The organism is Paenibacillus sp. JT31N7, assembly GCF_059692095.1.
In genome coordinates this window covers 692,266-718,331 of the sequence record NZ_JCAUAT010000003.1, presented here as the reverse complement: position 1 = coordinate 718,331, position 26,066 = coordinate 692,266, and the positions used below count along the sequence as shown (strand labels likewise).

The window sequence follows — 26,066 nt, the reverse complement described above, 5'->3', positions numbered from 1 at the left end:
CTCCTTTCTTACGCGTACAAAGATGAGTAACGGATTCCAAGGGAAGCGTGCAGGATATCCACGATTTCTTTCTGGAAGTCGTTGATGAAAAAATGCCCGCCGTCAAACGAATGAGCCGTAAAAGCACCCGTCGTATGGCGCCTCCAGTCGAGCACGTCCGTTTCCCGCATTTTATCCCGCTTGCCTGCCAAAACCGTCATCGCGCAGTCCAGCTTCTCCGCTTTCTCTGTGTAATGGTATGTTTCGACGAGCCGGAAATCCGCCCGGAGAAGAGGTAAAAATAAATTCATTAGTTCTGAATTTTCAAACAATTGCGGAGGGGTTCCCCCCAAATCCGCAATTTTCATTTTGAACGATTCCGGCTCCAGCCCGTGTAAAGGAGGCTCTGTCCTCTGTATATGCGGTGCCATCCTGGCCGCCGCGAAAAAATGGAGCGCGTTTTGTCCGTACTTCTCCCTAATGCGGTGGATAAGTTCAAAGGCAATCAGGCTGCCCATGCTGTAACCGAAAAAAGCAGCCTGTCCTTTGTCGAGATAAGGTTCCACTACGGGCAGAAGATCATTTACGGCCTCGTCCACGTTTTCGTAGAAAGACTCGTTAATGCGCCTTCCCCGGCCCGCCAGTTCCAGCGGTACCAGCTCAATGCCGGGATCCAACAGGGGCTTCCACCTTGTGTAAATCACCGACGACCCGCCCGCATAGGGCAGACAAAACAAGAAAATCTTTTTCATCCTGTCACCTGCCCCATTCGTATCCATTTTGTAAAATGCTTGCGGAAGGCGGTTAAAAGTTACGCCGGCTCAAGCGACGCTTCCTTCCGTGCGGCCAATCCCGCCTGCTCGAAATAAGCGGCAAGCGCTTCTTTCACGATCGTGCAGCCCTGTTCCAGAAGCTCGGAATCGATCGTCAGGGCCGGCATCAGTTTCACGACCGTGTCGTTTCTTCCGGACCGCTCGATAATGAGGCCCTGGTCATAGCAGCGGGACGCCACGAATTTGGCAGCCTGCTCGCCGCCTTCCAGTCCGCTCAGATCGATTCCCCAGATCAGGCCGAGTCCTCGGACCGCAATAGCCGGGTGCATGGGAACGATCTCTTTTTGCAGATAGTCGCTGACCCATGCTTCCTTCTGTTTTACCGATTCCTCCAGGTTCGAAGAAATTCTGAACTGCAGTGCCGCCGTGGCGCCGACGAAAGCGAGCTGGTTTCCGCGGAACGTTCCGTTATGCTCGCCCGGCTGCCATACGTCCAGCTCCGGCTTCAGGAGAAGAAGCGACATCGGGAGCCCGTATCCGCTGATCGATTTCGACAGCACGACGAGATCCGGCTGAATTCCCGCCCGTTCGAACGAGAAGAACGATCCCGTACGTCCGCAGCCGACCTGGATATCGTCGGCGATGAGCAGAATATCATGCTCTTTGCATAGAGCGCTCAGACGCTGCAGCCACTCTATCGGAGCCACGATTACGCCGCCTTCGGCCTGAACCGTTTCGAGAATGACGGCAGCCGGCTTCTCGATACCGCTGTTCGCGTCCGTAAGCACATTCTCCATATAGCCGATCGTGTCGAAAGACTCATTGAACCCGTACGGATATGGCATGAACGTCACGTTGTTCAGCGGAGCGCCTGCACCCCCGCGGTTGTACAAATTGCCCGTTGCGGCCAGGCTGCCGTAAGACATACCGTGAAAGCCGCCGCTGAACGAAAAGATTCCCGTCCGTTTCTTCGCTTTTCTTGCCAGCTTCAGCGCCGCTTCGACCGCATTTGTGCCGGTAGGCCCACAGAACATCAGTTTGTAGTCCAGCCCTTTCGGCGCCAGAATCAGTTCGTTAAACGTTTCGATAAAAGTCCGCTTGGCCGTCGTGTACATATCCAGACCGTGCACAACCGCATCGGACCCGATATATTCCAGCAATTTCCCTTTGATAAAATCGGGATTATGCCCGTAATTCAAAGCCCCCGCTCCAGCGAAAAAATCGAGAAAACATTTGCCTTCTTCCGTGAACATCATAGAATTTTTAGCCGTGCGAAACACATCTCCAAACACCCTGCTGTAAGATCTTACATTTGACTCCAAAAGTTCGAACGAGTTCATCATTTCATCCTCCATCTGTATTTTTTTTGCAGGACAAAAAACCGCTGATAAGGCAGCATTTTAAAAAAATGCTCGAGGTCAGCTTCAATCCGAAGAGCTATCCAGGCAGGTCATGATGAGGGCAGAACTTGTTCTAGTAGTGTGTGCGGGATTCTTGAGATGTCCTTAGCCATAACGTCCGACTAAACGTGAGACTAACGAATCATGTGAGGGCTTCTTGGAGGTCTAAAGTAGCAAAAGAAAGTCGAAATTACCAATTCTTTCATAAATTATGATAGAGTAGGTTTACAAATGTTGTCAATGCATTTTCAAATATTAAAAAATTGAAGTTATTGTTACTTATTTTGTCTTTTAATTGTTTGGATTTTAATTATTATATTTTGGTAAATATGGTTTTTTTATATAGACATTCCCATTTTACCCGTGTATACTCTATCTTGATATCTGGTTATTTTGTTAATATTTGTTAGATATGAGGTGGCCGACATCCTACTATCCATGAGCAATATCGGTAAGCAGTACCAGGAAAATGTATGGGGGCTCCGACATGTCGATTTGCAGGTACAACCCGGCATCCTAGGACTGCTGGGTCCTAACGGAGCCGGAAAATCTACATTGATGCGGCTTCTAGCCACGATTTCGGAGCCTTCCGAGGGCACCATTACGTGGAACGGAGTCGGCATTCGTGAAAACCCCGAAGAGATTCGCCGAATTCTCGGCTATCTTCCGCAAGACTTCGGTGTCTATCCGCATCTCAGCGCCCATGAATTTTTGACCTATATGGCGGCGGTAAAGGGGATAAGCGGCAAGGCCGCGGAGAAACGCATCGACGAGCTTCTCGGACTGCTGCATCTGTACGACGTGCGCAAAAGAAGAATCGGCAGCTTTTCTGGTGGCATGAAACAGCGAATCGGTATCGCTCAGGCCCTGCTCAACGATCCCAAGCTGCTCATTATCGACGAACCCACAATCGGGCTGGATCCCGCCGAGCGCTTGTCGTTCCGCAATCTGCTGACCGACCTGTCCGGAGAACGGCTCATTATTTTCTCCACTCACATCGTATCGGACATTGAAGCGACGGCAGACAGAATCGCTATCCTCTCCAAGGGCCGGCTAATCAGCGATTCCAATCCCGGAGAGCTTCTGCGGCATGTACAGGGAAAAGTGTGGAACGTGGTCATTCCCGAAAGCCAGCTTCAGGAAGCCCGTGCCAAATGGCTGATTAGCGCAACCGTCAGGCGCGAAGACGGACTGCTTCTCCGCGTGGTGTCGGAGACTCCGCCCAATGAGCAGGCGGCAGCGGTTCATGCGGGAATTGAAGACGCCTACCTTTTTTTGAGCGCAGGATAAGGAGGCGTAAAGCGTTATGAACGCATGGAAGATTACATACCAGGTGGCCCTGGCCGATTTTCTGGAAAGAACGCGGCGGTTCAGCTTTCTCGTTACGCTCGGCTTGACGATTCTTGCGGCCTATCTGTTCGTCCCTCCCGCCGATGCCGGATACGTCACGCTATATTTCGAAGAATTCCGGGGGATCTATAACTCAGCCTGGGTAGGCGGAACAACGGCGGTTTCGACCTCCTTGTTTTTATCCTTTTTCGGCTTCTTCCTGGTCAGAAACGGCATCGAGCGTGACAAAAGGACTAGGGTGGGCCAGATCATCGAAGGCTCATCGCTGAAAAAATCCCATTATCTGCTCGGAAAAGCACTTAGCAATTTTCTGGTTTTGGCGGTGATTGCCGCCGTTGTTATTCCCGTCGCGATCTGTATGCAATGGGTCCGGGGCGAAGACTACACGCTTCACCTGGGTGCATACCTGGCCCCATACCTGTTCGTTGTGATCCCCGCCCTAGCGGTTGTTTCAGCCATGGCCGTCCTGTTCGAAACCCGGCCGGTGCTCAGGAGCCCGTTTGGCATCGTGCTCTATTTGCTTTTGTTTACCGGCGTTACGATGTCCACGCTGTATTCGGGCATGGGAAATGATGTCATCACCAAAGCGATGCGTGAAAAGCTCCTGCTCACTCACGCCGATTATGAAGGTACGTACGGACAAGGAATTCTTTTCCTGGAAAGCCCGCTTAAGCTTTTCGTCTGGGACGGCATAAGCTGGACCTGGGACGTTGTATTCAAACAAGCCGCGTTGCTCCTTATCGCGATCCTGGTCTGCCTGTTGGCCTCCCGCCTCTTCCGGGGCTTTAAGGAAAGCCCCGTCGTCGTCCAGGGCCCGGGTGCCGGCACCGCCGCCGGCCAGGCCGTTCCCGCCCGCTCCCGCGGCGGCGGAAAGCCTGCCACGGAGCAGGCGAAAAAAGCTCCGGCGGAACCCGCCGCGGCGCAAGGACCTGCCCTTACGTCGGCAGCCCAGCTTACGCCTGTCCGGGTGAACAACCGGTTTCTGCCTCTCGTAGGCGCGGAATTCCGGCTACAGTTTGCCAGTTTTCCGCCCGGCTGGTACGTTGTGGCGGTAATTCTCGTCCTTCTGTGCCTGTTCCTGCCCTATACGGCAGCACTGAGATGGATCTGGCCGCTTGCCTGGATCTGGCCGATTTCACTCTGGTCTTCGATGGGCAACCGGGAATACCAGTACGGCACGCTGTCTGTGCTCGCTTCGTCACCCGGCTATGTCAGAAGACAGCTGCCCGCGGTGTGGCTGTCCGGTTTTCTGGCCGTGCTTCTTACGGGAAGCGGGATGCTCATCCGTTTTATCGTGACGGGCGATATGACCCATCTGATCTACGCCGTCGCGGCAGCTTTATTCGTACCGAGCTTTGCTCTGGCTTTGGGTATCTGGACGGAATCCAAACGTCCCTTTGAGCTTATCTACATGCTCCTGTGGTTCCTGGGTCCTTTCAACCAGCTGTTTTATGCGGATTTTATGGGCACCGTAATCCCGCCCGGCCCCGTCCGCAACCTTACTTCCCCTTCCCTGTTTATTCTCGCCGTTCTTTTAGCGGCTTCGGTTCTGCTTGTTTTGGCGGCGTATTCAAAACGGAAATTAAAGGTTAAATAAAATTGTTAACCTCACCCATATTTTGAAGGGGTATCCTTTTGGGAGTCGTCTAAGGGTTAAGTAAGTAAAAAGAGGCAAGTGAAGGAGGCGTTTGACAATGGCCGCATATATTTTCCGGTTTTTAAAGCCGTTTGTTCTGCTGGGGGTCATTCTTGGGGTCATCGTGTTTATTCTGAACGTGCTCGGTCTGGAAATTCCGATGGTCGTCGGGAATAAAACCTACCACGGTACAGAAGCTGCTATCATGGAACTGATCGGAATTCCGGTCGCCCTCGTTTTGTTGGGTACCATCATCGGGTCAATCGCTTATATGTCCAATAACAGTCAGAAATACTAAACCGCCCGCCGTTCTAAGTTTAGGGCAAACAAAAAAGCCTGAAAACCAGGCTTTTTTTGTTTGTTTTATTTTAAGCCTACCGCGTTATCTTTGATCCATGCCGCGATATCGGAGATGACTGCGTCAGGTACATTCGCGGGAGTCTTGTAATTCTGGATGCCGTTCTCCAATTTACCTTCCGTAAACAAATGCGTCAGCTTCGGGTATTTTTTATAGGTAACAGCCTGGTTCCCCGCATATACTTCCTTCCAGCCCGTCAGGCTTGCCTGCGGCACCTGAAAATCTTCTTCTCCCTGCAGCACCAGCATGGCTGCGCTGCGGCGTCGGGCTTCATCCGCCGGTGAATAACCGCGGATATCGTGCCACCAGTAAGGATTAGGCGGCAGCTCGAAAGCGGCCGGAGGCGATTTAGGATCGAAAGAATCGGCCTTCACCAGCTCCAGTTGCTCGCGGTAATAGGCCAACTGTTCCTTCGGAATCATCCCGCCGAGTTCTTCGTGTTCGTAAGAGTCGATCTCCGTGTAACGGGGATCGGCTCCCGCCAGAACGACCGCTCCTTTGATAAGCCCCTCCGTGTCCTTTGCGAGCAGGCGCGGAATCATCCAGCCTCCACGGCTGTGGCCAGCCGCGTATATTCGGCCGAGATCGATGTCCGGATCTAACCGGGCCGCCTTGACCGCCGCCAGTGCAGGTTCCACGAATTCGTCCCCGATCGTGTAATGACCGTTAAGCTGCGCGAAATGCTCCCTGGTGGTCTTATCCATCCGGAGGGTCGCAACCTGGTGATTCGCCAATCCGACGGCGAGATCCCGGAACGGCTTTTGGGCGAATACCGTGCTGTCCCGGTCCAATTCCCCGTCGCCCTGCACGAGAATCACCAGCGGAAACGGGCCCTTACCTGCCGGAACGGTCCATGTGCCTTCCACGGCATGGTCGCCGGTTCCGATGACCATCTTGCGCTCATCATACGCGCCGGGTTTGTCATAGGAAGGCGGCTGGTATCCATCAAAAGCCATTCCGGCATAAAAATCGTCCACAAAGCCGTCTTTGTCAAACCGGATCTCCAGATCGAAATTCATCTGCGGGTTTTCACAGGTGAGGATGACAGTCCGGTGGACTCCGTTGCTTTCGATCCGCTCTTTGGTGATCGGAAGCTGTGCAAGCTGTTTAACCAGTTGGAGCGTTCCTGCCGGCAGTCCGGCTTCCTTGAATGCGCCGTTCGCTAGCGAGTCTGCGCCTACACGGTTGTTTTTTTGAAGCTGTGTTACAAAAGCGCGGGCTCTTGCGGCGAGATCACGGGTAGGGATCTCCAGCTTTCCGCCTCGCCAAGACGCTTCAATGCCGAACGCTTTAGCGGCTGTTTCCCGCTTAATATAGGCGGTGCTGTCCAGCAGGATCACTTCATCCGGCGCTAAAGGAGTGCCCTCCAGGTCGGCCGCTGGCATCCCGGGCTTTGCGAGGACTAAGCTTAGAATACGCTTGTCCTTGGCGGCCGTTACGGTCCGCTTAGCATCGTCCCAGGCAATGGGAATGCCCACCCATTCGCAAAGCGCGCGAAGCGGTATGTAGTCTTCTCCGGCGGCGAGAGCCTGTGAAGCGGGAGTCTGCATGCTTTTCCCGTCCCGAGATGCCATGGCGGCTACCGGCATGCAGCTGCCGATAATGGCGGCTGACAAGAAAATAGGTAGCATACGCGGTGAGTGTGTTTTCATCGGTGACTGTCTCCTTTACTGGTATCGTATTGCTTCCAGCATAACGGTTTCCAGAGAATGCTCCCATCGATTTCCATGACAACATGCAAGGGAGCGGCTTACAAACTTGTAAGCTTTCCCTTGTTGGCCACCAACGGGCAAAAAGCCTGCCGGATAAAGCCGGCAGGCTACGAGATGTTTATTGGAGGATTTTAAACATGCGATAATAGCCCGGGACAGGCACGTAACCGAGCTTCCGGTTAATGGCCAGCATTGGCGCGTTCTGGGAATCGTTGTTTGTCCGGATGTACCCGTAGCCCCGCTCTTTTGCCAAAGAGATAGAGGTCCGTTTGAGTGCGAGAGCGATGCCTTTTCCTCTGTACTCCCGGTCCACACATGTATAGAGATTGTAAACGCTGTTGGTTTCCTTCATTTCATACAGCTCGGCGGCTCCGACCGGTTCGTCTCCGTCCAAAGCGAGCAAAAACAGCGACGGATCGAAGCTTTCCCGTTCCAGAGTCTCTTTGCGCCACTGGCTGTACCACGTAAATTCTCCCTCGGAGCCGGGAATGTCGGGGTAGGTTTTTCGGTAGAGCTCATAGACCCGCTTCTCCATCTCTTCTCCTGAAACTTGCGCCAGCGTGGTCAGCGTGATCCCTTCCGGCGCGTCTGCCGATCCGTCATCTGCCTCCGGCGCCGGCCCGTTCAATTCGATGAGGGATTCAAACTGGTGACGGTCCCTGACAAAACCGCGTCCGGTGATGTAAGCTTGAGAATCCGGATCGTCGTCGCGGACCATACCTACGATTTTATATGCCCCGTTTGCGTCCGCATAGGCTGCCAGCTTCGAGTAAATTTCGCGTCCTATGCCGTTTTTCCGTTCCTGGGGATCGACGAGAACCTTTTGGTACAACGTACCAGGCGTCGTCCAGGGAGCCCGCCAGGAGCAGCCGTAGCCGATAATTTTACCCGACTCGTTTACGGCCACAAGACGCTGGCGGTCATGGCCGGTCAGTTTTCCATTCTCGTCACGTGACAAAGCACCCTTCTGCGGAATCGCGGCATCCTCTTCGCGCATGCGCTGTACCGTAATCGGCTCGGAATAATAGGTACTAAGCAAAACGGCCGTGCCTTCGTAGTCTTCGGGTATATGCATGTTTCGGATCGTAATAACCATACCATTTCTCCTTCATGACTATTTTCCCAAATCATACCACGGTCATCGGCAATAAAACGGGTGAAATTGATTTTACATAAAGTTTACTTGGGAGGGAAGATTTCATAAAAAAAAGCCCCTCTTCTTAGTGAAGAGAGGCTTCCCCCGATCGTAAAAGGGAATGATCAAGCTTATTTAAACGATGCGTATCCTTGATCGACCATGACTACGCTGCCGTTGATGGCGTCCGCTTCTTCCAACGACAGCAGATAGACGGAGTTTGCTACCGTTTCCGGCTTTGTCAGCTCGCCGCCCATCACTTTGGCTTTCATGCTTTCGAGCATGCCGTTATCTTTGAAGCCTTGGATGATCGGTGTATCCACCGCGCCCGGCGCTACCGCAAGGACACGAATGCCGTGAGGAGCAAGCTCCAGTGCCGCCGATTTCGACATCATGATAACGGCGCCTTTGGTCGCATGGTAGGCGAAGGTTCCGGGAGAAGCGAGGAATCCGAACACCGAAGCGGTGTTGATGATCACCCCTTTAATGCCGAGCTCTTTCATTTTGCTGCCTGCGGCCATAATACCGTAAGCGACTCCGTGCTGGTTGACGGCGATCGTTTTGTGATACAAGTCCATGTTTTGAGTCAAAACGGGTCCGGCCCCGCCGATTCCCGCATTGTTGAACATCACGTCGATACGGCCGTACTGGGCAACCGCTTCCTCTACGAGGGCTTGTACGCTCTCCTGACTGGAAACGTCGACTTTGACGAAGATTGCCTCTCCGCCTTCTTTTTTTATTTGCTCGACGGTTTCTTTACCGCCCGCTTCATTGAAATCCGCTACGACGACACGGTCGCCTTTGCGGGCGAATTTTAAACAAGCTTGCTGGCCGATACCGCTTGCGCCGCCTGTGATTACTGCTACACGTTGAATGGTTGTCATAAAAGATACGCCTCCAAAAAAATCTCGTTTTGAATGTCTGTTGATGGTGTGCGTTTTGTCACACATTGACCTTGATTAGATCGTATCATATACTCATGATTAATTATATTTCATATTAGTTAATTAACCTTAACTAAAAGTTAACATCAAGGAGACTTGGGAATGAATCTTGAACAGCTGGAATTCATCGTGGAAGTAGCCCGGGCGGGAACGTTAACCCAGGCTGCGCAAAATAAACATATGACGGTAGCGGGAATCAGCCGCTCGATATCTATCCTGGAGAAAGAACTCGGCGTACGCATCTTCAACCGGTCACGTATAGGAGCGGTTCCGACCCCGGAAGGGCACATGATTCTCGGCAAAGCGTCGGCTATTCTAACCCAGGCTCATCAGCTGAAAGCCGAGGCGAACAGCTACGGGAAGCTGCAAAACGCAAGGCTCCGCGTGGCTACGATTCCGGGCCCCGTCTCTCTGCTAGTCGATACGCTGACGGAACTCAAAAAAGATTTTCCCGGCATCCGGCTGGAAATGATCGAAAAAGGCACCAAAGAAATTATCGAGGATGTGCGCCATAACCGCGTCGATATCGGGTTTATTTTGTTCCCGGATACGATTCTGGAAAAAAACGCATGTCTGCATGCCGAGCCGCTTGTCGAAGGGCGCATGGTCGTCGGCGTGAGCCGGTATTCCTCCCTGGCCTCGGCAAAATCGCTCACGTTGAGCCAGTTGGCCGATCATCAGCTCGTCCTTTATCATGACGAGTATATTGCCCGTTTTATCGCCACGCTCGGCGATTCCGTGAATGTGCTGTTCACGAGCAACAATATCGACGCGATCATGAAAGCGGTCCGGGAAGGAATCGCCGTTACGCTCGGAACGGATTACACGTTTTACGGGAACCCGGATTACAAAAACGGCGATATCGTGATGGTGAACGCGGAGCTTCCGGGCGAGCGGCCCTCGTACCTGTGGTGCGTTCATCCCAAAGAACAGCCCTATTCGCAAGCCGCCCATCTCTTCGTCAACCGGCTCAAAATGCAGCTTAACAGGCGGCGGTAAAATTCCGGAGGATGATCGCAAATTTCCTTTTTCAATATGACCCTTCATAATGAGAATGACTCTTCTATAAGAGGAATACCGGATAATCCGGTCAAAAAAACCTATGTCCATGGACATAGGTTTTTTCGTTTACAACGGAGCCGCTATCGTCTGCGAAGAACGCGTCCGAATACGAACAGGATGGGCAGCAGCAGGACCGCAGCGGTCGTAAGCGACGCGCGCACGGAGAGCCGGCTGCCGATCCAGCCGACGAACGGACCGCCCGCGGTCTGGCCGAGCGCATCGGATTGGCTCATCATCGAGAGCACCGTCGCCCTCGCCCGGCTCTCGATATTGAGATTGAGCCAAGTCTCGAAAAGCGGAGCGCTCAGCGTTCCGATGACCCCTACGGCGAGCAGGGACCCCAGAGCCCAGCCGAAATTCGGCGAGAAGGCGAACGACAGAACGGCCGCGATCCGCAGCGCCGTCAGCACGAACATGCTTTTGAACACCATGCGTTCATCCGTCGTATCGAGCCGCTTCTCGGCGATCCACATCGCAAGCATACTTAGCAGGATCGTCAGGACGGAGATAAGCCCGAACCAGAGGGCGGCGGATAAAGGCAGTTCGTCCGGAAACGTGATCTCCTTCAAAAGATGCGCTTCCCACAGGCGGTCATAGCCTTCGGAAGCCGCACCGGTGAATACGGTCACCGCCAGCATCATCAGCAGGACGGGCCGGGAGGAAATCTCTCTGGCACCGGTGAGCCAGGTAGACTTGAGTTCCGTCCAAGGACCGCTTCCCGGCGGCCGCTCTTGACGGACGAACTTGGTCTCTTTCATATGAAGGAAGAGGTAAACCCCCAATACCGCATATAAGAGGCCGCCTGCCAGAAACGGCAGGTTCGTAGCCAGCGTAGAAAGTCCCACGCTGATTCCGATTCCGAGCAGCGCCGCGGTCAGCGTCCATCTTTTCGCACGCATAAAGACCGGGCCCGCATGCTCTTCGCCGACTTCGTCCACGAACCACGCGGTATCCGCGCCGCTGAGAAACGTTTCTCCGAATCCGCGAATTGCTTCGGAAATAAGCACCCAGACAAACAGCGAGATAGCGGGCACGACCATCCCGGCACCTATCACGCTGCCTTCCAGGAAAAAGCTGCCGCTCATCACGAACATCCCGAGGATGACCGATTTTCTGCGGCCGTACGTATCCGCCACGACTCCTGTAATTCCTTCGAACAGGAGCACAGTCAGTTCCAATACGGTTCCGACAAGCAGGAGTTCCAGCAGTGTCAGACCCAGCGTCTGGATAAAATACACCGCATACGTTGTAAACATGACACTGTTGGCCAGTGCCAGGCCGAATTTTAATCTTAAATAAACTTGTGACGCGTGTACATTCATGAATCGGTCCGCCTTTCAGGCAGACGGCACGTCACGTTTTCTTCGAATCAACTTATCCGCTCATCGGCAAGCTTTCCGTACGTGCCGTCTTCCCCACTAGTTTAGTTGTTGTTCTTTTCTGCGCGGGGTTTTCAATTGAGCTTTGTTGCATGAACGACACCTCCTGGATAGATTGCTTTCTATTATAAAGGGCGTTTGCCAAAAAGAAAGGTTAAAGTTTGATTATAATTAAAAAAGCCCACCGGTTTCCCGGCGGACTTTTTCCATAGCTTATATTATAAGGGTCTTTACGTATCCGATTGTCTGAGGCTAGTTCATTCGCGGTCACGCTGGCGGGCTCTTGCTTCGCCGCCTTTGCGTCCGGCTTCTTCGCGGCTCATTTTACCGTCGCCGCCACTGTTGCCGCCGTTGCCGCCGTTTCCGTTATTTCCGTTGTTGCCGCGTGCTTCGCCGCCTTTTTGACCGATTTCCTGATAGAAATCTTTGTCATGATTGCGGGATGTAGCTTCGCCGCCTTTTTCGCCAATTTCCTGATAAAAGTCTTTATCATGATTTTTGGAGGTCGTTTCTCCACCTATACGTCCTGCTTCTTCACGGCTCATTCTGTTGTCATCATTACGTGCCATTTTGAATCACTCCTTACAGGTATTGAATTTTTTAGGCGTTGTGGCGTTGCCTATGTCTTATTTACCCTTGGACAATTATTTGAAACAAGCTTTCCCCGAAAAACAAAAAAGCAGGCCGCAACCGCCTCCTGCTCAATTTGCTCCGTATCCTATAAGCGGAAGCGGTAGCCCGCACCCCATACGGTTTCGATATACTCGGAGTTCGAAGAGTCCGGCTCGATTTTCTCCCGCAGCTTCCTAATATGGACGGTAACGGTCTGAGAATCGCCGAGCGAATTCATGCCCCACAATTTCTCGAAAAGATGATCCTTGCTGAACACACGGTTGGGATTCCGGGCGAGAAACCAGAGCAGATCGAATTCCTTCGTCGTCAGCGTAATTTCACTGCCGCGCAGAAAGACCCGGCGGGAACCGAATTGGATCACAAGCTCCCGGATGGACACTTCCTCCTTGTTTTTAGGCGGGCCTATGAGCCGCTCGTAACGGGACAAATGCGCTTTCACACGAGCGACGAGTTCGGCGGGCTTGAACGGCTTGGTGATGTAATCGTCGGCCCCGAGGCCCAGACCCCGGATAATGTCGATATCTTCTTTTTTGGCTGTAACCATCAGAATCGGAATGTCTCTTTTTTCCCGGATTTTTCTGCAGACCTCAAACCCGCCGATGCGGGGAATCATGAGATCCAGGAGAATCAAATCGTACTCTCCGGTTAAGCCGAGACGCAGTCCGTTCTCCCCGTCCACCGCGATTTCGACCCGGAATCCGTGAACCTCCAGGTAATCTCTCTGCAGCTCGGCTATCAGCCGCTCGTCTTCCACGATCAGGATGGATTTCATACGGAATCACTCTCTTTATTCGTCCGGATCGGAAGCACGATCGTAATGCAGCTGCCTTCGTCCGGAAGGCTGCTTGCCCGGATCGTGCCCCCGTGGCCGTCGATAATCTGCTTGGAAATGGCAAGACCGAGGCCGCTGCCTCCGGTATCGCTGTTGCGCGACGGATCGGCCCGGTAAAACCGCTCGAAGATATGCGGAAGAGATTCGGGATCGATGCCCCGGCCGTTATCGGATATTTCGATGCGGACCTCCTGCCCGTTTCCCAGGACCTTCAGCCCGATCTGTTTACCGGGCTTATTCATATATTTGACGCTGTTGTCGACGATATTCACGAAAACCCGCTTGATTTTATCGCGGTCTATAGCCAGTTCCGTATGCGGCTTCAGCCTAATATCGGCCGAATACCGGATGCCTTGTTTGCCGAGCTCGAACTCCAGCTCCGAAGATAAATCTTCGATAAACGCGTGCAGATCGACGGCCTCGAAATTGAACGGAAGCCGGTTTAAATCGAGTTTGGAGTATAAAAACAACTCGTCGATAAGGTGATCCATCTCCTCCGCTTTGGAGGTAATGATACCGATATATTTCTCCCGTTTTTCCTCGGTATCCGCAATTCCGTCCCCGAGCCCTTCCACATACCCTCGTATGGCCGTCAGCGGTGTACGAATATCGTGAGAAATATTCGAGATGAGCTCTTTGCGGTTTTCTTCATATTGAAGCTGCGTCTCGATGGATGCCTTAAGCTTCTTCCTCATCTGCTCGAAGGCCGCGCTCAGCTCGCCGATCTCATCTCTGCCCGAAGGCACGACCCGGGAATCCAGATCGCCGGCCTCTATCCGTTTCATCGCGGCTTTCAGCGTGTTCAGCGGTTTAATGATGCTCCGTGAAACGAAATAAGTCAGCAGCGTATGCGTGAGAATGAGAATGACGATTAAAGCGATAAACAAGATCGGGAAAAACTTCCGGGCGAAAGTGACGAACGGGCTTACAGTCGTCACGACGAACAGGCTGCCTTTCTGACCGTTTTCAAACTTGAAATCCGCATGAGAAACTTCGACAAGCTGCTTGCCGATCCGCTCGGGCCTGGACATGGCCACGTTCCCCGGCCTCTCATATACCGGCAGATTCTTAAGAAGCTCCGGATAAGGAAAGGAGGCCGCCGCATAGACGATCTCATCGCCTTTGCGCAAAACGAGATTGGACTGGTTCCGCTGCAGCTCCCCGTCGATTTCCTTCAGGTAAGACGTATCCGTCCAAGCCTCGGGGTTAATTTCCGTGGTACGTCTGATTTCTTTGAGCAGCCGTTCGATGCTGCGGTTCTCGAATCGGCCTTCGCCGTGCTGGTCTTTGATCGACTGCAAATCCCCGCGGAACACCACGACGAGAAGCATCGCCGTTATGAGCATCATGACGAGCGGGATAACAAGCATCGCGGCATAAGAAAGCAGCAGCTTGAAACGGATTGACATAGGCTTTTCCCCGTTCACACTTCTTTTCGATCAAATTTATAATAACCGAGAGCAAAAAACAAGAGGCTGCTGGAAAGCAGGAACAGAGAAGCCGTCATCCGTCTTCCCGCCGGGACGCCGTCGTTCAGCCAAAGCAGATGCCAATCGGTGTAGGACATGGGCGAGAACGCCGAAAACGACTGGACGAGGAATGGAGCCAGCTTGGCGGCCGCATACAAAGCAATGCCGAAGACGACGAATCCGCTGGCGCTTTTGAAAAACTGTGCGGCAAAAACAAACACGGCCGACAGGGCAAGCATTGCGGCAAAAGCGGCCAGATACGCTATGGCAGCGGCCAATCCTTCGTCTATGCCGAGGGGCGTTCCCGCGAACATATTGCACAGCAGCGTGACCACAAAGAGCAGCACCAGCAGTAGAGCAACGGCGGATCCCTGAGCGGCCACCTTCGTGCTGAATACGTGAAAGCGTGTGTTGGGACGCAGAAAAGAGAGTTTAAGCGTCCTTGAGGCGACTTCGTGAGGAAACTGGTCGCCCGTAAGCGTCAAAATAATGAGGGGAATCCACAGCGCCGTGTAGAAACCGAGCATCTGAACCGGAAAAGACTGGCTGACCGCCAGCAACCCCAGCACAGGCTGAAGCGCCTGTAACGAGACAGCAAGCAGAATCGGAAGCAGTACGGAGACCACCCCGAAGATAGCGGTTTTTTTCCGATACAGCAGCAAATAAAGCTCGTTCACGTAACCCGCTTTCCATCTATGCACCTTGAAGCTCCCCCCTGTTCTGTATTTCTTCCATGTAAAACCCTTCGAGCGTCCGGCCTCCGAGCAGCAAATCGGATACAGCCGCCTCTCTGTTCAGGCTGCCTCCGTCCAAAATCCCTGCCCGGCTGCAAAGCTGCTCGAGCTCGTGGATCATATGGCTGGAAATAAGGAACGAGGTTCCTTCTTCGGCCGACATCTTGCGGATCAGCCTGCGGAACATCACGGTACCCTCGATATCCAGACCGTTCGTAGGCTCATCCAGCAGGACAAGCTTCGGCTTCGGCAAAACGGCGGCGGCCAAGGCCAGTTTCTGTTTCATGCCTGTCGAGAAGCCTTTGATTTTCTCCTGCCGTACTTGAAGCAGTCCCACGGTATCCAGCACCTCCTCCATCCGCTGTCCTGTCACTCCCGGATAAAAACGCGCGGACTGCTGAAGATACTGCCAAGCCGTCAGAAAATCGGGAAAGTCGGCCGATTCGATCATGCAGCCGACATTCGCCATCGCCTGCTCGTGATGGAGAGTCCTGTCGGCGCCAAACAGGGTGACCGTACCGCTGTCGACCCGGATCAGACCCGTGATCAGCTTCAGGAGCGTCGTCTTTCCGGCTCCGTTCGGGCCGAGCAGCCCGTAGACATCGCCAGCCTCCAGCCGCAGGCTTACATCTCTTATTCCGCGTCCGCTTCCGCGGTAAAGCTTGGTTAAGCCGCAGGCTTCCAAAATAAGTTCCATCCTTATGACCTCTTCCCTCATCGTCCGGCAGCCGGCAGACGGCCGGTTACCCGGGTCCACCGGCTGCGAACGAAACCAGATGCGGCTGGATCAGCCGTTTTTTCCCTGCCACTTATTCCGGTGCTCGGATTGGATCGGCTGGACGTTCTTGCCGTTCAGGTCCACCGTATCCGGCGTGGTGCTATCGTACCCGGACAGATCCGCTTGAAGATGAACGACAACCTGATGAGCTTGGCCCCCGGCGTCCTTGCCGGATACGGTCAGTTCCGCCTCTTGGTGCTGAATATAGTTCGACGGACTGATCGTCGCGTTAACGGCGACTTTCTCTATGCGAATATCCTCGGTCAGCTCGGGAGCGGCGCCCTTTAGAAAATCTTTGCCGAACGGAGTTTCCGGCGCGCTTGCTTTCTTCTCCGGCCCGCCGTGTTCTTTGGACGCCTGCTTGATGGCAATCGGTGCAATCGCCTGGACGACAGCCGGCAGCTGGGCACTGTCGAGCTGTACCGATACGCGTTTGCTTCCGTCGTTCTTTACATCGACGGCCACATAATCTTTCAGATTTCCGACCAGCGCGTCGATTACGGTTTCCACCTGCTGCGGCATTTCCTTTTCTGCGGAATCTTTAAACCGCTTGTGCGTTTTGCCAGCCGCATCTTTCACATAGTACACATCGCTGCTTCCGGGTTTGAAGATGGCTTGCTCACCCTGCTTGTAAAATTGAAGCGTTTGTTTCGCGCCTCCTGCGGAAACTTCACCCGCACCGCTTGCCGAGCCGCCTTCCCGGCTCATTTTAAATGTCCCGTTTGCACTCAGAGCCGCGTTTCCGTTGTCCCGCAAAGATCCTGCCGCCTGAACGGTCACGCTTTTGACTGTTTTCGTGTTCTTCAAGGCCGACTTATAGGCGTCGTACCCCGAAGTTCCGGCCATGGCATTAATTCCCGTCGTGGCCATCATGAGACTGCTGATTCCGATTACACTTCCCAGCACAAGCCATTTCTTGTTCATATTCATCCTCCTGAACGATTCCGTATTTAACTGCCACTGTCATCATAGGCCTAAAAAATAAACCCCTTATGAAGCATCTATTAAAACTTTCTTAAATCACTTCCCCGTTATCCTTTTAGATTCAAAATATACAAAAAAAAGCCCCTTTCGCAGGGGCTCATTTCATTCCATATTCGGTCAGGGACTCTAAACGGTATTGCCCAAAGGCTGGATAGCTAGAGAAAACTTATTTTTTATGTACTTTATCCGGATATAACCCTTCCGCCAGCGTCTGCAGAGCGATCGGTGCGCGGATTCCTTCGGAAGCGGCCGACAGAGGGAGAACGAGCAGCCGCTTGTTCTTGATGGCCGGAATATCGGCCAGCTCCCTTTTACCCAGGAGAAGCTCTTTCTTCTTCTCTACCGGCGTATCGCCGTAATCCATGATGACAATCACGTCCGGATTGCGGCTGACCACCTCTTCCCAGCTGACTTCGACCCAGCTTTTCTGAATGTCGTCGAAAATATTTTTACCGCCGATCATGTTGATCAGGCTCGTAATGTACGTGTTGGCCGCCGTAAATGCTTTGTCTTCCCCGTTGTCGTAAATGAACACTTTCAGAGGAGTATCGACTGTGCCGATTTGCTCCTGAATGTCTTTCAAGCGCTGCTTCATGCCGTCCACGAGCTCATTCGCTTTAGCCTCCACCCGGAAAATGCGGCCGATATTCAAAATATCCCGGTACACATCGTCCAGAGTCGGAGCGGTCTTATTGGAAGATTCCTGCAGGTAAGTCTGAACCCCCTGCTTGGCGAGTTCTTCCCGGGTACCCAGACTTTTCTCCGTAAAGGCGCTCTTCCAGCCCGCATAGGCAAAATCCGGAGCGGCCTCCGCGAAAACTTCCTTGGACGGATATGTTTTGGCGAGCACGGGAACCCGCTTGTAAGCTTCCTGCAGCTCCGGGAGGATCTGATCGTCCAGGTAAGCGGTGCCGGCCATGTTTTTCTCCAGGCCAAGCGCAAGCATCACTTCCGTAGCGTGCTGATTTAGTGTCACGGCCCGTTTAGGCGCTTCCGTAAAATGAAGCTTCTGCCCCATATTATCCAAATCTACGGCAGCCGCCGGTGTTTCCGTTGTCTCCACAGCACCTCTCGGGACAAGTTCTTTGGTGGAGTCAGCAGCGGAGCAGGCGCTTAGAGCGGCCATGCAAACAAGAGTCAGGCATACGAATAAAGAAAGTTTAAGAGATCGCATAAGGTTCAAAAGAATTCCTCCGTCTATTTTATTCCGGCGTTAAAAAGAGATTCCGGCAAATACGTAATGACCGGCTTGCCCGTCAGGGCGTGCAGATTCACCTCGGCGTGAACGCCGAATATGTCCCGGAGAACAGCAGGGACGAGAAGATCGGCGGGCGTTCCTTCCGCCGCAATCTTTCCCTCGCTGATGATGTAGAGACGGTCGCAATAGTATGCGGCCATGTTCAGATCGTGAAGGGCGGCCAGCGTCGTCATGCCCAGGGAGCGGACAAGCTCCATGATCTGCAGCTGGTAGCGGATATCCAGGTGGTTCGTCGGCTCGTCCAGAATCAAGAACTTCGCCTGCTGCGCCAGTGCCCGGGCGATAAGCACCCGCTGCTTCTCGCCACCGGACAAGGTCGCAAAGCTGCGTTCTCCGAATGGACCGAGTCCCACTGTCTCCAAGGCGCGAAAGCAAATTTCCCGGTCCGCCTCCGTATCGCTTTCGTACCATTTCTTGTGGGGATATCTTCCCATCAGAACCATGTCGGCGACGCTGAAGTCGAATTCGACAGAAGATTCTTGGCTGACGACGGCCATCAGTTCGGCCGCTTTTTTGTAAGGCATGTTCAGCAGTTCCCGCTCATCCAGAAGCACCTGTCCCGCGTCCGGCTTAAGCTCACGGTAGAGCGTTTTGAGCAGGGTCGATTTCCCGCTCCCGTTCGGGCCGATCAGGCCGATAAACTCGCCTTCGCGGACGGCAAGGTTTACGGAGTCGAGAATTTTCCTGGCACTTATGCTCAAGGAAAGATGATTTGCTTCCAGGTTCATTTTGAAGTTCCTCCGAATGCGTATGAGCTTCTGCGGAGCAGCCAGATGAAGAACGGGCCTCCGCAAATCGCCGTAACGATGCCGATCGGCAGTTCTTCCGGCGCAAGCACGAGCCTGGCCAGAACGTCGGCCCATATGACGTAGACGGCCCCGAAAAGGACGCTGACCGGAAGCACCTTGCGGTGGTCGGAGCCGATCATCAGCCGGACGATATGGGGGATCATCAGGCCGACAAAACCGATCGAGCCGCTGACGGACACGATCGTTCCCGTAATCAGCGCGGTCACGATCACAAGACAGGTCCGGAACGCCGGCACATTGACCCCCATCGTTCCCGCCGCGCCTTCGCCCACGAGAAGAGCGTTTAAGGACCGATGCTGAAAGAGCAGGAAAAGGATACCGGACACTACGATCAGAGCCGGTGCGGTGAGGTATTCCCACTTGGCGCCGGCCAAGCTGCCCATCAGCCAGTACACGACGGAGCGGATGCCCTGGGCGTTCGGCGCCATCGTGACGATGAAGCTCGTAAACGCCGACATCATGCTCGCAACGGCGGTTCCCGCAAGCAGCAGCCGGGTAGTCGAAATGCGGCCCCCGACCCTCGCGAAGGTAAAGACAAGCGCCATGGCGATGAGGGAGCCGATAAAGGCCGATACCGGCAGTGCGTAAGCGCCCAGAAACGAGAATCCTCCGAACAGCAGAACAAGGGTAGCCGCAACCGACGAACCGGACGATACCCCGAGTATGTAAGGGTCGCCGAGCGAATTGCGGATTAGCGCCTGGATCGTCACCCCGACTGCGGACAGGCCCGCCCCTACCACGAGACCGAGCAGAACGCGGGGAAAGCGGATGTTCCAAATAATTTGCTCCTGCGCTTTCGTCCAATCGTGTTCGATCAGGCTTCCGAATCCCGGCATATGCGAAAAAGCGATTTTCCAGACCGTGACGGGCTCGATCCGTACGGAACCGAGCATGACGGCAGCCGTCACGGAGATCAGAAGGAAAAGCGACAAGCCGCCCAGCAGGAGCGGAAAGGCCGTTTGCCCGCGTGCCGTTCCGTATTTTTTGGCGGATGAGCCCTGAGAGCCCCCGGCCTCCCCCGACTCCCGTACCGTTTCTTTATTGCAAACCGATTGCAAATTCTCACCTCGACCGTTGATATATTTAGGGCTGCCCATGCAAAAAGGCGCCCCCCCCCTTCGTTGGCAGACAAAGGGAAAGACGCCCGTGATTTCGGTACAGAACGCATCTAACACCTCCCTATCTCCCGTAGGTTGATCGTGTTACGGATACAGGCAGGTCTCCTGGCTATCAGCGTCATCATCGGCAGCAGTCTTCCCGGTACGGATACCAGTGACACTCGTTGCTGCGACTCTTCTGTTACAGTGGCGGGACCGCGCCGGTATTGCACCGGACTTCCCTATTAAGCTGTACCGCGTTAAAATTCCAGCGGCAAGCACCTGTACCGAATTATTCAATTCATCATCGTCCGGCCGGAATACGAACCGGAAGTATCTTGTCTATCATAGCGGATAAGCCCGAAATCGGCAACAATTACCATCCCGATCAATCCGGCAGAAGCCCCCGGATCTGTTCTCTGACAGCGGGATTATCCAGATCGCGACCGAGAACGGATACCATGCCCCGGTCATCGCGTGAGCGGATCAACCGCCCGATGCCCTGCCTCAGACGGAGCAGCATGTACGGCATGTCTACGTCTTCGTACGGCTGAGCCGAATCTTTCCGCTTGGCCGCGAAGACGGGATCGTCCGGAGGAAACGGAAGCTCCCAGACGATCACATGGGACAAGGATGGTCCCGGTATATCAAGCCCTTCCCACAACGTTACCGCGCAGAGGACACTTTCCTCATCGTTTTGGAACGACGAAATGAGGTGGCTGATTTCCGCCGAGCCTTCAAACAAAAACCGGTAAGCGGCAGACTCGGGATACAGCGCCAAGCTCCGTCTGAAGGTTCCCAGCGCCTCGCGGGACGGGAACAAGATAAGCGCCCGGCCGTCGGATTCCTGGAGCAGTTCCAGAACCCGACCGGTTTTGTCCTCTTCCGGCTTATCGGGATACAGGCTCGCCTTCATTTGAGCGCTGTAATCGTAAGGTGAAGGGACGGAGAACGATAGGAAGCTTTCGATGCCCAGACTGCCCGCCATATAGTCGAAAGAGCCGTTGACGGACAAGGTCGCGGAAGAAAACACGACCGGCATTTTTTTCGAGAACACGCGGTCTCTTAAAATTTCCTTGACCATTTTCGGCATAATGACAAGGGTAATGCCGTCGGAATCCTCGGTAACCCATGAAATGAGCTGACCCGGCTTATCGAACAAACTCAAAGCAAGCTGAATCATTTCCAGGTGCTCCTCGACGATTTTGAGCTGGTAATCATCCAGCGTGGACAGTCCGCTCTCGAATACGAGTTCTTCCTCGATCACGTCGATCAACTGCCGGAACCGGCTTACTTCCCGCTTCAACTCCTCGCTCCAGGCGAATTCCTTCCGATCCGAGGCCGGGACGGAATAACTGCCGGTTTCCAGCACACGGAACAGCGTTTCACTCTGGACGATGGCTTCCTCGATGGCCAGCGCGAGCGTTTCTCTAACCTCGCCTTCCAGCAGCCGGATGACGATGCTTTCGAATACCGAATGCTTCAATTTGTAGGTGAGCGCGTTCTGCGCGGCCGTTTCAAGCAGATGCCCTTCATCGAAAACGACGGAGCTGTGCTCCGGCAGAAGAGGCAGCTGGCCTTCCCGTTTTCTGGCCTCGTAGGTCCAGACATGCTCCATGTAGAAGTCATGGGAACAAATAATCAGGTCGGCGGACTTGCGGTAATGCTCGCGCGACAACGTCTGGCCGCAGCGGTGGCGCTGGCTGCAGACGAGGCAGTCCTGGAACACGTCCCAGCCGATCCGGCCCCACTGCTCGTCCGTCAACTCCGGGTACTCCTTACGGTTGCCGTACGGAAAGAAGGACTGAAGCGTATCCGGATAGTGGACGAACGCGGGAAGGCCGTGATAAATCTCGCTGAAGACTTCCTCATCGTCGGAGCCGCCGCCCCGGGTATCGTCCAGTTTATTCAGGCAGATGTACTGGTGCTGCGACTTGCCCATCCGGGCGTCAATCGTCAGATCGAGATGCCGGGCAAGCTTGGCGATATCCCCTTCGGGTTTGACCAGCTGCTCGATCAGCGACTCGTCCGCACACGCGATAATCGCGGGCTTCCTCGTGTAGCGGGCATAAGTAAGAGCGTAGAGCAGGTACACCAGCGTTTTCCCGGTTCCCACTCCCGCTTCCGCAAAGATGGTCTGTTTCTCCTGGTAAGCCCTCTCCAGCTGAAACGCCATATAGATTTGTTCATCTCTCACTTCAAAACCGGCTTCCGGCAGAAGCTCGTAAAACACGTCGGCAATCCAGTCGCTTGCCTGCTGAACGAAAGGTTTTGTCGGATCAAATGCAAATGGATAATTTCTCAATCTGGCCGTGCCTCCACATCATCGTTACGTACATCTGTCCATTATACCGCAAAAGACCCCCGAGCGAATCCTCCTTTTCTTAGAAGCGCAAAATAAAATCCGCCCGCAGGCGGATTTTATGGTTCAAACTTGCTGGCTCAGTCAACGAAGTTTGAGGTAGCCAAGCTCGGAATCGATAACATATTCCTTACCGGCCGCTTGCAGGTCTCCCGCCGACAGATCTTTCGTTTCGATTGTCCGGGCCCTTTTCGACGCAATGTCATACGCGGTTATCGTCACGTTGTCTTTAACGTAGTCGGTTTGCGCCCAGAGCAGCCGCTTCGGGTCCGATGACAGGAGCAGCTTCACCGTCCGCTGCGAATCCGTCTCGTCGCCGATAATCGTATAGCGGGCGCTCCCGGCATCCACCAGCATCAGCGCGCCGGATTCTCCCAGGACGGCCTGCGGATTATGCAAATCGGCAAGCTGCGCCTCGCTTAACTTCGTCAGCTTCCCGGTTGCGGGCTGTACGAGATGGTAGACCGAGTCCGTTTTCCTCGGCTCGCGGTCTTCCGCTCGCTCCACGGTGTAGCTGCGCAGCACGGCCGCGTCGAGGCTTCCTGCGCTTGCGGCGCCGCTGCTTCCCTCGTGGTTACCGGCACTTGCGGTGCTTACGACGCTGCTGAGGCTTTCGCCGCTGCCGCCGATCCAGCCGCGAAGTTCCAGCCGGTCCCCGTGCTTCAACTCGCGCGCATCGGTACTCCACGCCGGTTTTCCGTCCCGGCCGAAAATCTTGATACCTTGCGGAGCGATGACCTTGTAATCTTCTCCGCCTATCACGTTCTCTTCGCTGTTCGTGAACGTATACTCGTAAGCGGCGTAGCGGCTGTCCGGGCTCCATTTGAACGCCGGGTTCGAATGCAAGCCGGTATCCGCCGGCAGTTCGGCCAGCTTGACGCCTTTGCCGTCATACAGCCGGTATCCGTCCTTCTCATACCAGAAGCGCTCCCCGTCCGGCGATTTGAACAAGCGGAACACCGGCCACGAGTGGCTGAAAGTGCCGTCGAGTGCTTTAACTCCTCCGCGCGCAAGGTCTGCGATCCACAGCTTGCCCCCGCGGTAGCTGTTCAAGTACAGCTTGCTTCCGTCCGCGTTTAACCAGCCGGATGCCAGAAAATCGGGAGACAGATCGGGAGGGACGTTGGCCGCCAGCTCACGAAGCCGTCCGCTTCCAACGTCCAGCGAAACGATCCGGTAGCCGATTCCTGCTCCGCCCGCTTTCCCGACAGGCTGGATCATAACGAGATGTGAGTCGTCCCGGAAACCGTACATCATGGCCAGCGAATCGGTTGAGTAGGTGTCGCTCATCCGCAGATCGGCAAACGGAAACACCTTGAACGTCTTCTTCGCAGGCTGCACGGCTACGAGATCGAGCCGGTACCGGGTTCCTCCTTCGGCCGGAGCTGTTCTCCGGACGAGGTGCAGGACGGTTTTTCCGTCATCGGGGGAAATGAGAGACTGCATCACGGTTGCCGTCGTGTTCTCCTCTTCGGCCAGTTTCAGCCGGAAGCCGCTTTTTGTCTCTTCCAGGCTCACGTTCAGAGAGCTCGGAACTGTGATAGTTCCCGAAGCTGGCACGCCGGGTTCCTGAGAAGACGGCTGAGGGAGCAATCCCGCTTCCACCTGCCGAATTTCCCGTTTCTCCGTGTTGGCGTTCATTCCCGAAGCCGATTCCGGAACGGAAGTGGAGATCGTATTGACTGCAAGAAGGAAAGCCAGCAGAAATGCCGTTTTCATGAGTGCGTTTTCCACCTTTCAAAAGTTCTACCCTCTAGACTCCATTTTTTGGAAAAAGTTGCATGGCGAAAACGGATAAATTGTCATTATCACGACCATAAATGGAAAGCAGGATGTAGGACGCCCGCGTTTGCAAAAAAACCTCCCGTCGCCGGGAGGCTTTTCCTTCTACACTTGTATGATTTTAATCAGATTCGTCGTTCCCGTTTTGCCGATCGGCACGCCTGCCGTGATGACGGTGTAATCGCCGCTTTGCAGCAGCCCCTGCGCGGTGCCGCTGGATACTGCGGCCTGGAACATGTCGTCGGTGGTCTGCACAAACTCGCCTCTCACGGGCAGCACGCCCCACAGAAGGCACAATTTGTTCAAAACCTCGTCGCTCGGCGCAATGGCGATGATCGGCGCCTTCGGTCTGTGCTTGGACACCATCCGGGGGGTGTACCCGCTCATCGTCGGCGTCAGAATCGCTTTCGCTCCGATCGCCTCCGAAGCGCTGACGGCCGCCTGACTGATAATCTCCGTCACGTTGACCTGAGCGGGAACGCCCGCTTGCCGGCGGCTCGCCTCCGCCATGTAAAGTCCCTCGGCTTTCTTGGCGATCGTAGTCATCATGCGCACCGACTCGACCGGATATTTGCCGGCGGCCGTCTCCCCCGAAAGCATGATCGCGTCGGAGCCCTGCAGAACGGCGTTCGCGACGTCGCTGACTTCAGCCCGGGTCGGGCGCGGGTTGACCTGCATCGAATCCAGCATCTGGGTGGCGACAATAACCGGCTTGCCCGCCCGGTTGCAGGATTCGATCATGACCTTCTGGATGACCGGAACATCTTCGACCGGAATTTCAACCCCCAAGTCGCCCCGTGCCACCATGATTCCGTCCGACGCCTCCACGATGGCTTCCAGCTCGTCTACGCCTTCCTGGTTTTCGATCTTGGAAATGATCTGGATATGACCGCAGCCTTGTTCCTCCAGCAGCTGACGGACCGTGAGCACGTCTTCCGCTTTGCGCACGAAGGACATGGCGATAATTTCAATCTTCTCGCGGATGCCGAATTCGATATGGCGGATGTCCCGCTCCGTGACACCGGGCAGCGTCGTATGCACCCCCGGCAGGTTAACCCCTTTACGCGGCTTGATGACGCCCCCGTTGATCACTTCGCACGACACTTCCGTTCCCGCTGCCGTAACGACGCTTAGCTCGATCAGCCCGTCGTCGATTAAAATTCTGTCCCCGGCCTTCACCACTTGCGGCAGTTCCGCATAATTGACCGAAATACGTCTGCTGTCTCCCGCGATTTCTTCGCTTGTCAGCGTGAGGCAATCCCCCGCCTTCACTTCGCACGACGCTTCCTTGAGCAGGCCGATCCGTACTTCCGGTCCTTTGATGTCCATCAGTACAGGTACGATGGCGCCCATTTCTTTTGCCGCCTGGCGTATCCGGTTGATCTGCAGGCTGTGGTCCTCCAGCTCTCCGTGAGCCATGTTAATTCTCGCCACGTTCATTCCGGCTGCGATCAATTCCTTCAATACCTCGACGGAGCGGCATGAAGGCCCCATGGTGCAAACAATTTTCGTCTTCCGCATATGATCGGTCCTTCCTCTTCTTTGGTTGTCCCTATTGTAATTCGTTTCCGTTCAGGAGAAAATGAACTATAGTATTGCA

At 54.4% G+C, this 26,066-nt stretch carries 22 protein-coding genes and 1 riboswitch; of the genes, 4 read left to right on the top strand and 18 right to left on the bottom strand.

Going from position 1 to position 26,066, the window contains the following annotated elements:
* Positions 1-8: 8 nt before the first annotated feature.
* The gene (locus tag AC58P5_RS17825) at positions 9-731 is read right to left on the bottom strand and encodes a thioesterase II family protein (RefSeq protein ID WP_497388785.1); all 723 of its coding nucleotides are present in this window, start codon (positions 729-731) and stop codon (positions 9-11) included.
* Between the two features lie 59 nt (positions 732-790).
* Complete coding sequence (ectB, locus tag AC58P5_RS17820) at positions 791-2,092, bottom strand: diaminobutyrate--2-oxoglutarate transaminase (RefSeq protein WP_497389111.1); 1,302 nt, start codon at positions 2,090-2,092, stop codon at positions 791-793.
* Between the two features lie 498 nt (positions 2,093-2,590).
* On the opposite strand from ectB, the gene AC58P5_RS17815 reads away from it, so the two are divergent.
* From AC58P5_RS17815 to AC58P5_RS17805, 3 genes are all read left to right on the top strand, one after another.
* A complete protein-coding gene (locus AC58P5_RS17815) occupies positions 2,591-3,442 on the top strand; it encodes an ABC transporter ATP-binding protein (RefSeq protein WP_497388783.1) in 852 nt (283 codons plus the stop codon).
* Positions 3,443-3,458: 16 nt separating this feature from the next.
* Positions 3,459-5,099 carry a Tat pathway signal protein gene (locus AC58P5_RS17810; protein WP_497388781.1) on the top strand — a complete coding sequence of 547 codons (1,641 nt, stop codon included), beginning with the start codon at positions 3,459-3,461 and terminating at the stop codon, positions 5,097-5,099.
* Between the two features lie 97 nt (positions 5,100-5,196).
* On the top strand, positions 5,197-5,436 hold the full coding sequence (locus AC58P5_RS17805; protein ID WP_377591045.1) for a hypothetical protein: 240 nt from the start codon (positions 5,197-5,199) through the stop codon (positions 5,434-5,436).
* Positions 5,437-5,501: 65 nt separating this feature from the next.
* Here AC58P5_RS17805 and AC58P5_RS17800 read toward each other — a convergent pair whose 3' ends face one another.
* From AC58P5_RS17800 to AC58P5_RS17790, 3 genes are all read right to left on the bottom strand, one after another.
* On the bottom strand, positions 5,502-7,148 hold the full coding sequence (locus AC58P5_RS17800; protein WP_497388779.1) for an alpha/beta hydrolase family protein: 1,647 nt from the start codon (positions 7,146-7,148) through the stop codon (positions 5,502-5,504).
* A gap of 178 nt (positions 7,149-7,326) precedes the next feature.
* Entirely contained in the window at positions 7,327-8,304 is a 978-nt protein-coding gene (locus tag AC58P5_RS17795) for a GNAT family N-acetyltransferase (protein WP_497388777.1), read from the bottom strand.
* Between the two features lie 170 nt (positions 8,305-8,474).
* Positions 8,475-9,227 (bottom strand): SDR family NAD(P)-dependent oxidoreductase, encoded by a 753-nt coding sequence (locus AC58P5_RS17790; protein ID WP_497388775.1) that lies wholly within the window; start codon positions 9,225-9,227, stop codon positions 8,475-8,477.
* Positions 9,228-9,389: 162 nt separating this feature from the next.
* On the opposite strand from AC58P5_RS17790, the gene AC58P5_RS17785 reads away from it, so the two are divergent.
* A complete protein-coding gene (locus AC58P5_RS17785) occupies positions 9,390-10,286 on the top strand; it encodes a LysR family transcriptional regulator (protein ID WP_497388773.1) in 897 nt (298 codons plus the stop codon).
* Positions 10,287-10,429: 143 nt separating this feature from the next.
* Here AC58P5_RS17785 and AC58P5_RS17780 read toward each other — a convergent pair whose 3' ends face one another.
* The 13 genes from AC58P5_RS17780 to pyk all read right to left on the bottom strand — a co-directional run bounded on the left by AC58P5_RS17780 (position 10,430) and on the right by pyk (position 25,987).
* Positions 10,430-11,671: an MFS transporter gene (locus tag AC58P5_RS17780; RefSeq protein WP_497388771.1), complete on the bottom strand. Its 1,242-nt coding sequence runs from the start codon at positions 11,669-11,671 to the stop codon at positions 10,430-10,432.
* A 314-nt stretch (positions 11,672-11,985) separates the two neighbouring features.
* Entirely contained in the window at positions 11,986-12,297 is a 312-nt protein-coding gene (locus tag AC58P5_RS17775) for a KGG domain-containing protein (protein ID WP_497388769.1), read from the bottom strand.
* A 149-nt stretch (positions 12,298-12,446) separates the two neighbouring features.
* Positions 12,447-13,133 (bottom strand): response regulator transcription factor, encoded by a 687-nt coding sequence (locus tag AC58P5_RS17770; protein WP_497388767.1) that lies wholly within the window; start codon positions 13,131-13,133, stop codon positions 12,447-12,449.
* Positions 13,130-14,602 (bottom strand): sensor histidine kinase, encoded by a 1,473-nt coding sequence (locus AC58P5_RS17765; RefSeq protein ID WP_497388765.1) that lies wholly within the window; start codon positions 14,600-14,602, stop codon positions 13,130-13,132. The genes AC58P5_RS17770 and AC58P5_RS17765 overlap by 4 nt, the downstream gene beginning before the upstream one ends.
* A gap of 14 nt (positions 14,603-14,616) precedes the next feature.
* Positions 14,617-15,363, bottom strand: coding sequence for an ABC transporter permease subunit (locus tag AC58P5_RS17760; protein ID WP_497388763.1), 747 nt, complete (start codon positions 15,361-15,363; stop codon positions 14,617-14,619).
* Positions 15,356-16,093 carry an ABC transporter ATP-binding protein gene (locus AC58P5_RS17755; RefSeq protein ID WP_497388761.1) on the bottom strand — a complete coding sequence of 246 codons (738 nt, stop codon included), beginning with the start codon at positions 16,091-16,093 and terminating at the stop codon, positions 15,356-15,358. Before AC58P5_RS17755 ends, AC58P5_RS17760 begins: the two co-directional genes overlap by 8 nt.
* Positions 16,094-16,183: 90 nt before the next feature.
* The gene (locus AC58P5_RS17750; RefSeq protein ID WP_497388759.1) at positions 16,184-17,098 is read right to left on the bottom strand and encodes a hypothetical protein; all 915 of its coding nucleotides are present in this window, start codon (positions 17,096-17,098) and stop codon (positions 16,184-16,186) included.
* A gap of 226 nt (positions 17,099-17,324) precedes the next feature.
* Positions 17,325-18,332 carry an ABC transporter substrate-binding protein gene (locus AC58P5_RS17745; protein ID WP_497389109.1) on the bottom strand — a complete coding sequence of 336 codons (1,008 nt, stop codon included), beginning with the start codon at positions 18,330-18,332 and terminating at the stop codon, positions 17,325-17,327.
* Between the two features lie 23 nt (positions 18,333-18,355).
* Positions 18,356-19,144 carry an ABC transporter ATP-binding protein gene (locus AC58P5_RS17740; protein ID WP_497388757.1) on the bottom strand — a complete coding sequence of 263 codons (789 nt, stop codon included), beginning with the start codon at positions 19,142-19,144 and terminating at the stop codon, positions 18,356-18,358.
* Positions 19,141-20,322, bottom strand: a complete 1,182-nt coding sequence (locus tag AC58P5_RS17735; RefSeq protein WP_497388755.1) for a FecCD family ABC transporter permease — start codon at positions 20,320-20,322, stop codon at positions 19,141-19,143. The genes AC58P5_RS17740 and AC58P5_RS17735 overlap by 4 nt, the downstream gene beginning before the upstream one ends.
* Positions 20,323-20,421: 99 nt before the next feature.
* Positions 20,422-20,623, bottom strand: a riboswitch (cobalamin riboswitch).
* Between the two features lie 87 nt (positions 20,624-20,710).
* On the bottom strand, positions 20,711-22,627 hold the full coding sequence (locus AC58P5_RS17730) for an ATP-dependent DNA helicase (RefSeq protein ID WP_497388753.1): 1,917 nt from the start codon (positions 22,625-22,627) through the stop codon (positions 20,711-20,713).
* A 141-nt stretch (positions 22,628-22,768) separates the two neighbouring features.
* Positions 22,769-24,403 carry a TolB family protein gene (locus AC58P5_RS17725; protein WP_497388751.1) on the bottom strand — a complete coding sequence of 545 codons (1,635 nt, stop codon included), beginning with the start codon at positions 24,401-24,403 and terminating at the stop codon, positions 22,769-22,771.
* A gap of 168 nt (positions 24,404-24,571) precedes the next feature.
* Complete coding sequence (gene pyk / locus AC58P5_RS17720) at positions 24,572-25,987, bottom strand: pyruvate kinase (protein WP_497388749.1); 1,416 nt, start codon at positions 25,985-25,987, stop codon at positions 24,572-24,574.
* Positions 25,988-26,066 lie beyond the last annotated feature (79 nt).

Coding starts and splice junctions, on each gene's coding strand:
- AC58P5_RS17750 (WP_497388759.1), bottom strand. CDS start 17,098: ATGAACAAGAAATGGCTTGTGCTGGGAAGTGTAATCGGAATCAGCAGT.
- AC58P5_RS17770 (WP_497388767.1), bottom strand. CDS start 13,133: ATGAAATCCATCCTGATCGTGGAAGACGAGCGGCTGATAGCCGAGCTG.
- AC58P5_RS17825 (WP_497388785.1), bottom strand. CDS start 731: ATGAAAAAGATTTTCTTGTTTTGTCTGCCCTATGCGGGCGGGTCGTCG.
- AC58P5_RS17800 (WP_497388779.1), bottom strand. CDS start 7,148: ATGAAAACACACTCACCGCGTATGCTACCTATTTTCTTGTCAGCCGCC.
- AC58P5_RS17810 (WP_497388781.1), top strand. CDS start 3,459: ATGAACGCATGGAAGATTACATACCAGGTGGCCCTGGCCGATTTTCTG.
- AC58P5_RS17735 (WP_497388755.1), bottom strand. CDS start 20,322: ATGGGCAGCCCTAAATATATCAACGGTCGAGGTGAGAATTTGCAATCG.
- AC58P5_RS17790 (WP_497388775.1), bottom strand. CDS start 9,227: ATGACAACCATTCAACGTGTAGCAGTAATCACAGGCGGCGCAAGCGGT.
- AC58P5_RS17780 (WP_497388771.1), bottom strand. CDS start 11,671: ATGAATGTACACGCGTCACAAGTTTATTTAAGATTAAAATTCGGCCTG.
- AC58P5_RS17765 (WP_497388765.1), bottom strand. CDS start 14,602: ATGTCAATCCGTTTCAAGCTGCTGCTTTCTTATGCCGCGATGCTTGTT.
- AC58P5_RS17745 (WP_497389109.1), bottom strand. CDS start 18,332: ATGCGATCTCTTAAACTTTCTTTATTCGTATGCCTGACTCTTGTTTGC.
- AC58P5_RS17805 (WP_377591045.1), top strand. CDS start 5,197: ATGGCCGCATATATTTTCCGGTTTTTAAAGCCGTTTGTTCTGCTGGGG.
- AC58P5_RS17795 (WP_497388777.1), bottom strand. CDS start 8,304: ATGGTTATTACGATCCGAAACATGCATATACCCGAAGACTACGAAGGC.
- AC58P5_RS17740 (WP_497388757.1), bottom strand. CDS start 19,144: ATGAACCTGGAAGCAAATCATCTTTCCTTGAGCATAAGTGCCAGGAAA.
- AC58P5_RS17775 (WP_497388769.1), bottom strand. CDS start 12,297: ATGGCACGTAATGATGACAACAGAATGAGCCGTGAAGAAGCAGGACGT.
- pyk (WP_497388749.1), bottom strand. CDS start 25,987: ATGCGGAAGACGAAAATTGTTTGCACCATGGGGCCTTCATGCCGCTCC.
- AC58P5_RS17755 (WP_497388761.1), bottom strand. CDS start 16,093: ATGGAACTTATTTTGGAAGCCTGCGGCTTAACCAAGCTTTACCGCGGA.
- AC58P5_RS17785 (WP_497388773.1), top strand. CDS start 9,390: ATGAATCTTGAACAGCTGGAATTCATCGTGGAAGTAGCCCGGGCGGGA.
- ectB (WP_497389111.1), bottom strand. CDS start 2,092: ATGAACTCGTTCGAACTTTTGGAGTCAAATGTAAGATCTTACAGCAGG.
- AC58P5_RS17725 (WP_497388751.1), bottom strand. CDS start 24,403: ATGAAAACGGCATTTCTGCTGGCTTTCCTTCTTGCAGTCAATACGATC.
- AC58P5_RS17815 (WP_497388783.1), top strand. CDS start 2,591: ATGAGCAATATCGGTAAGCAGTACCAGGAAAATGTATGGGGGCTCCGA.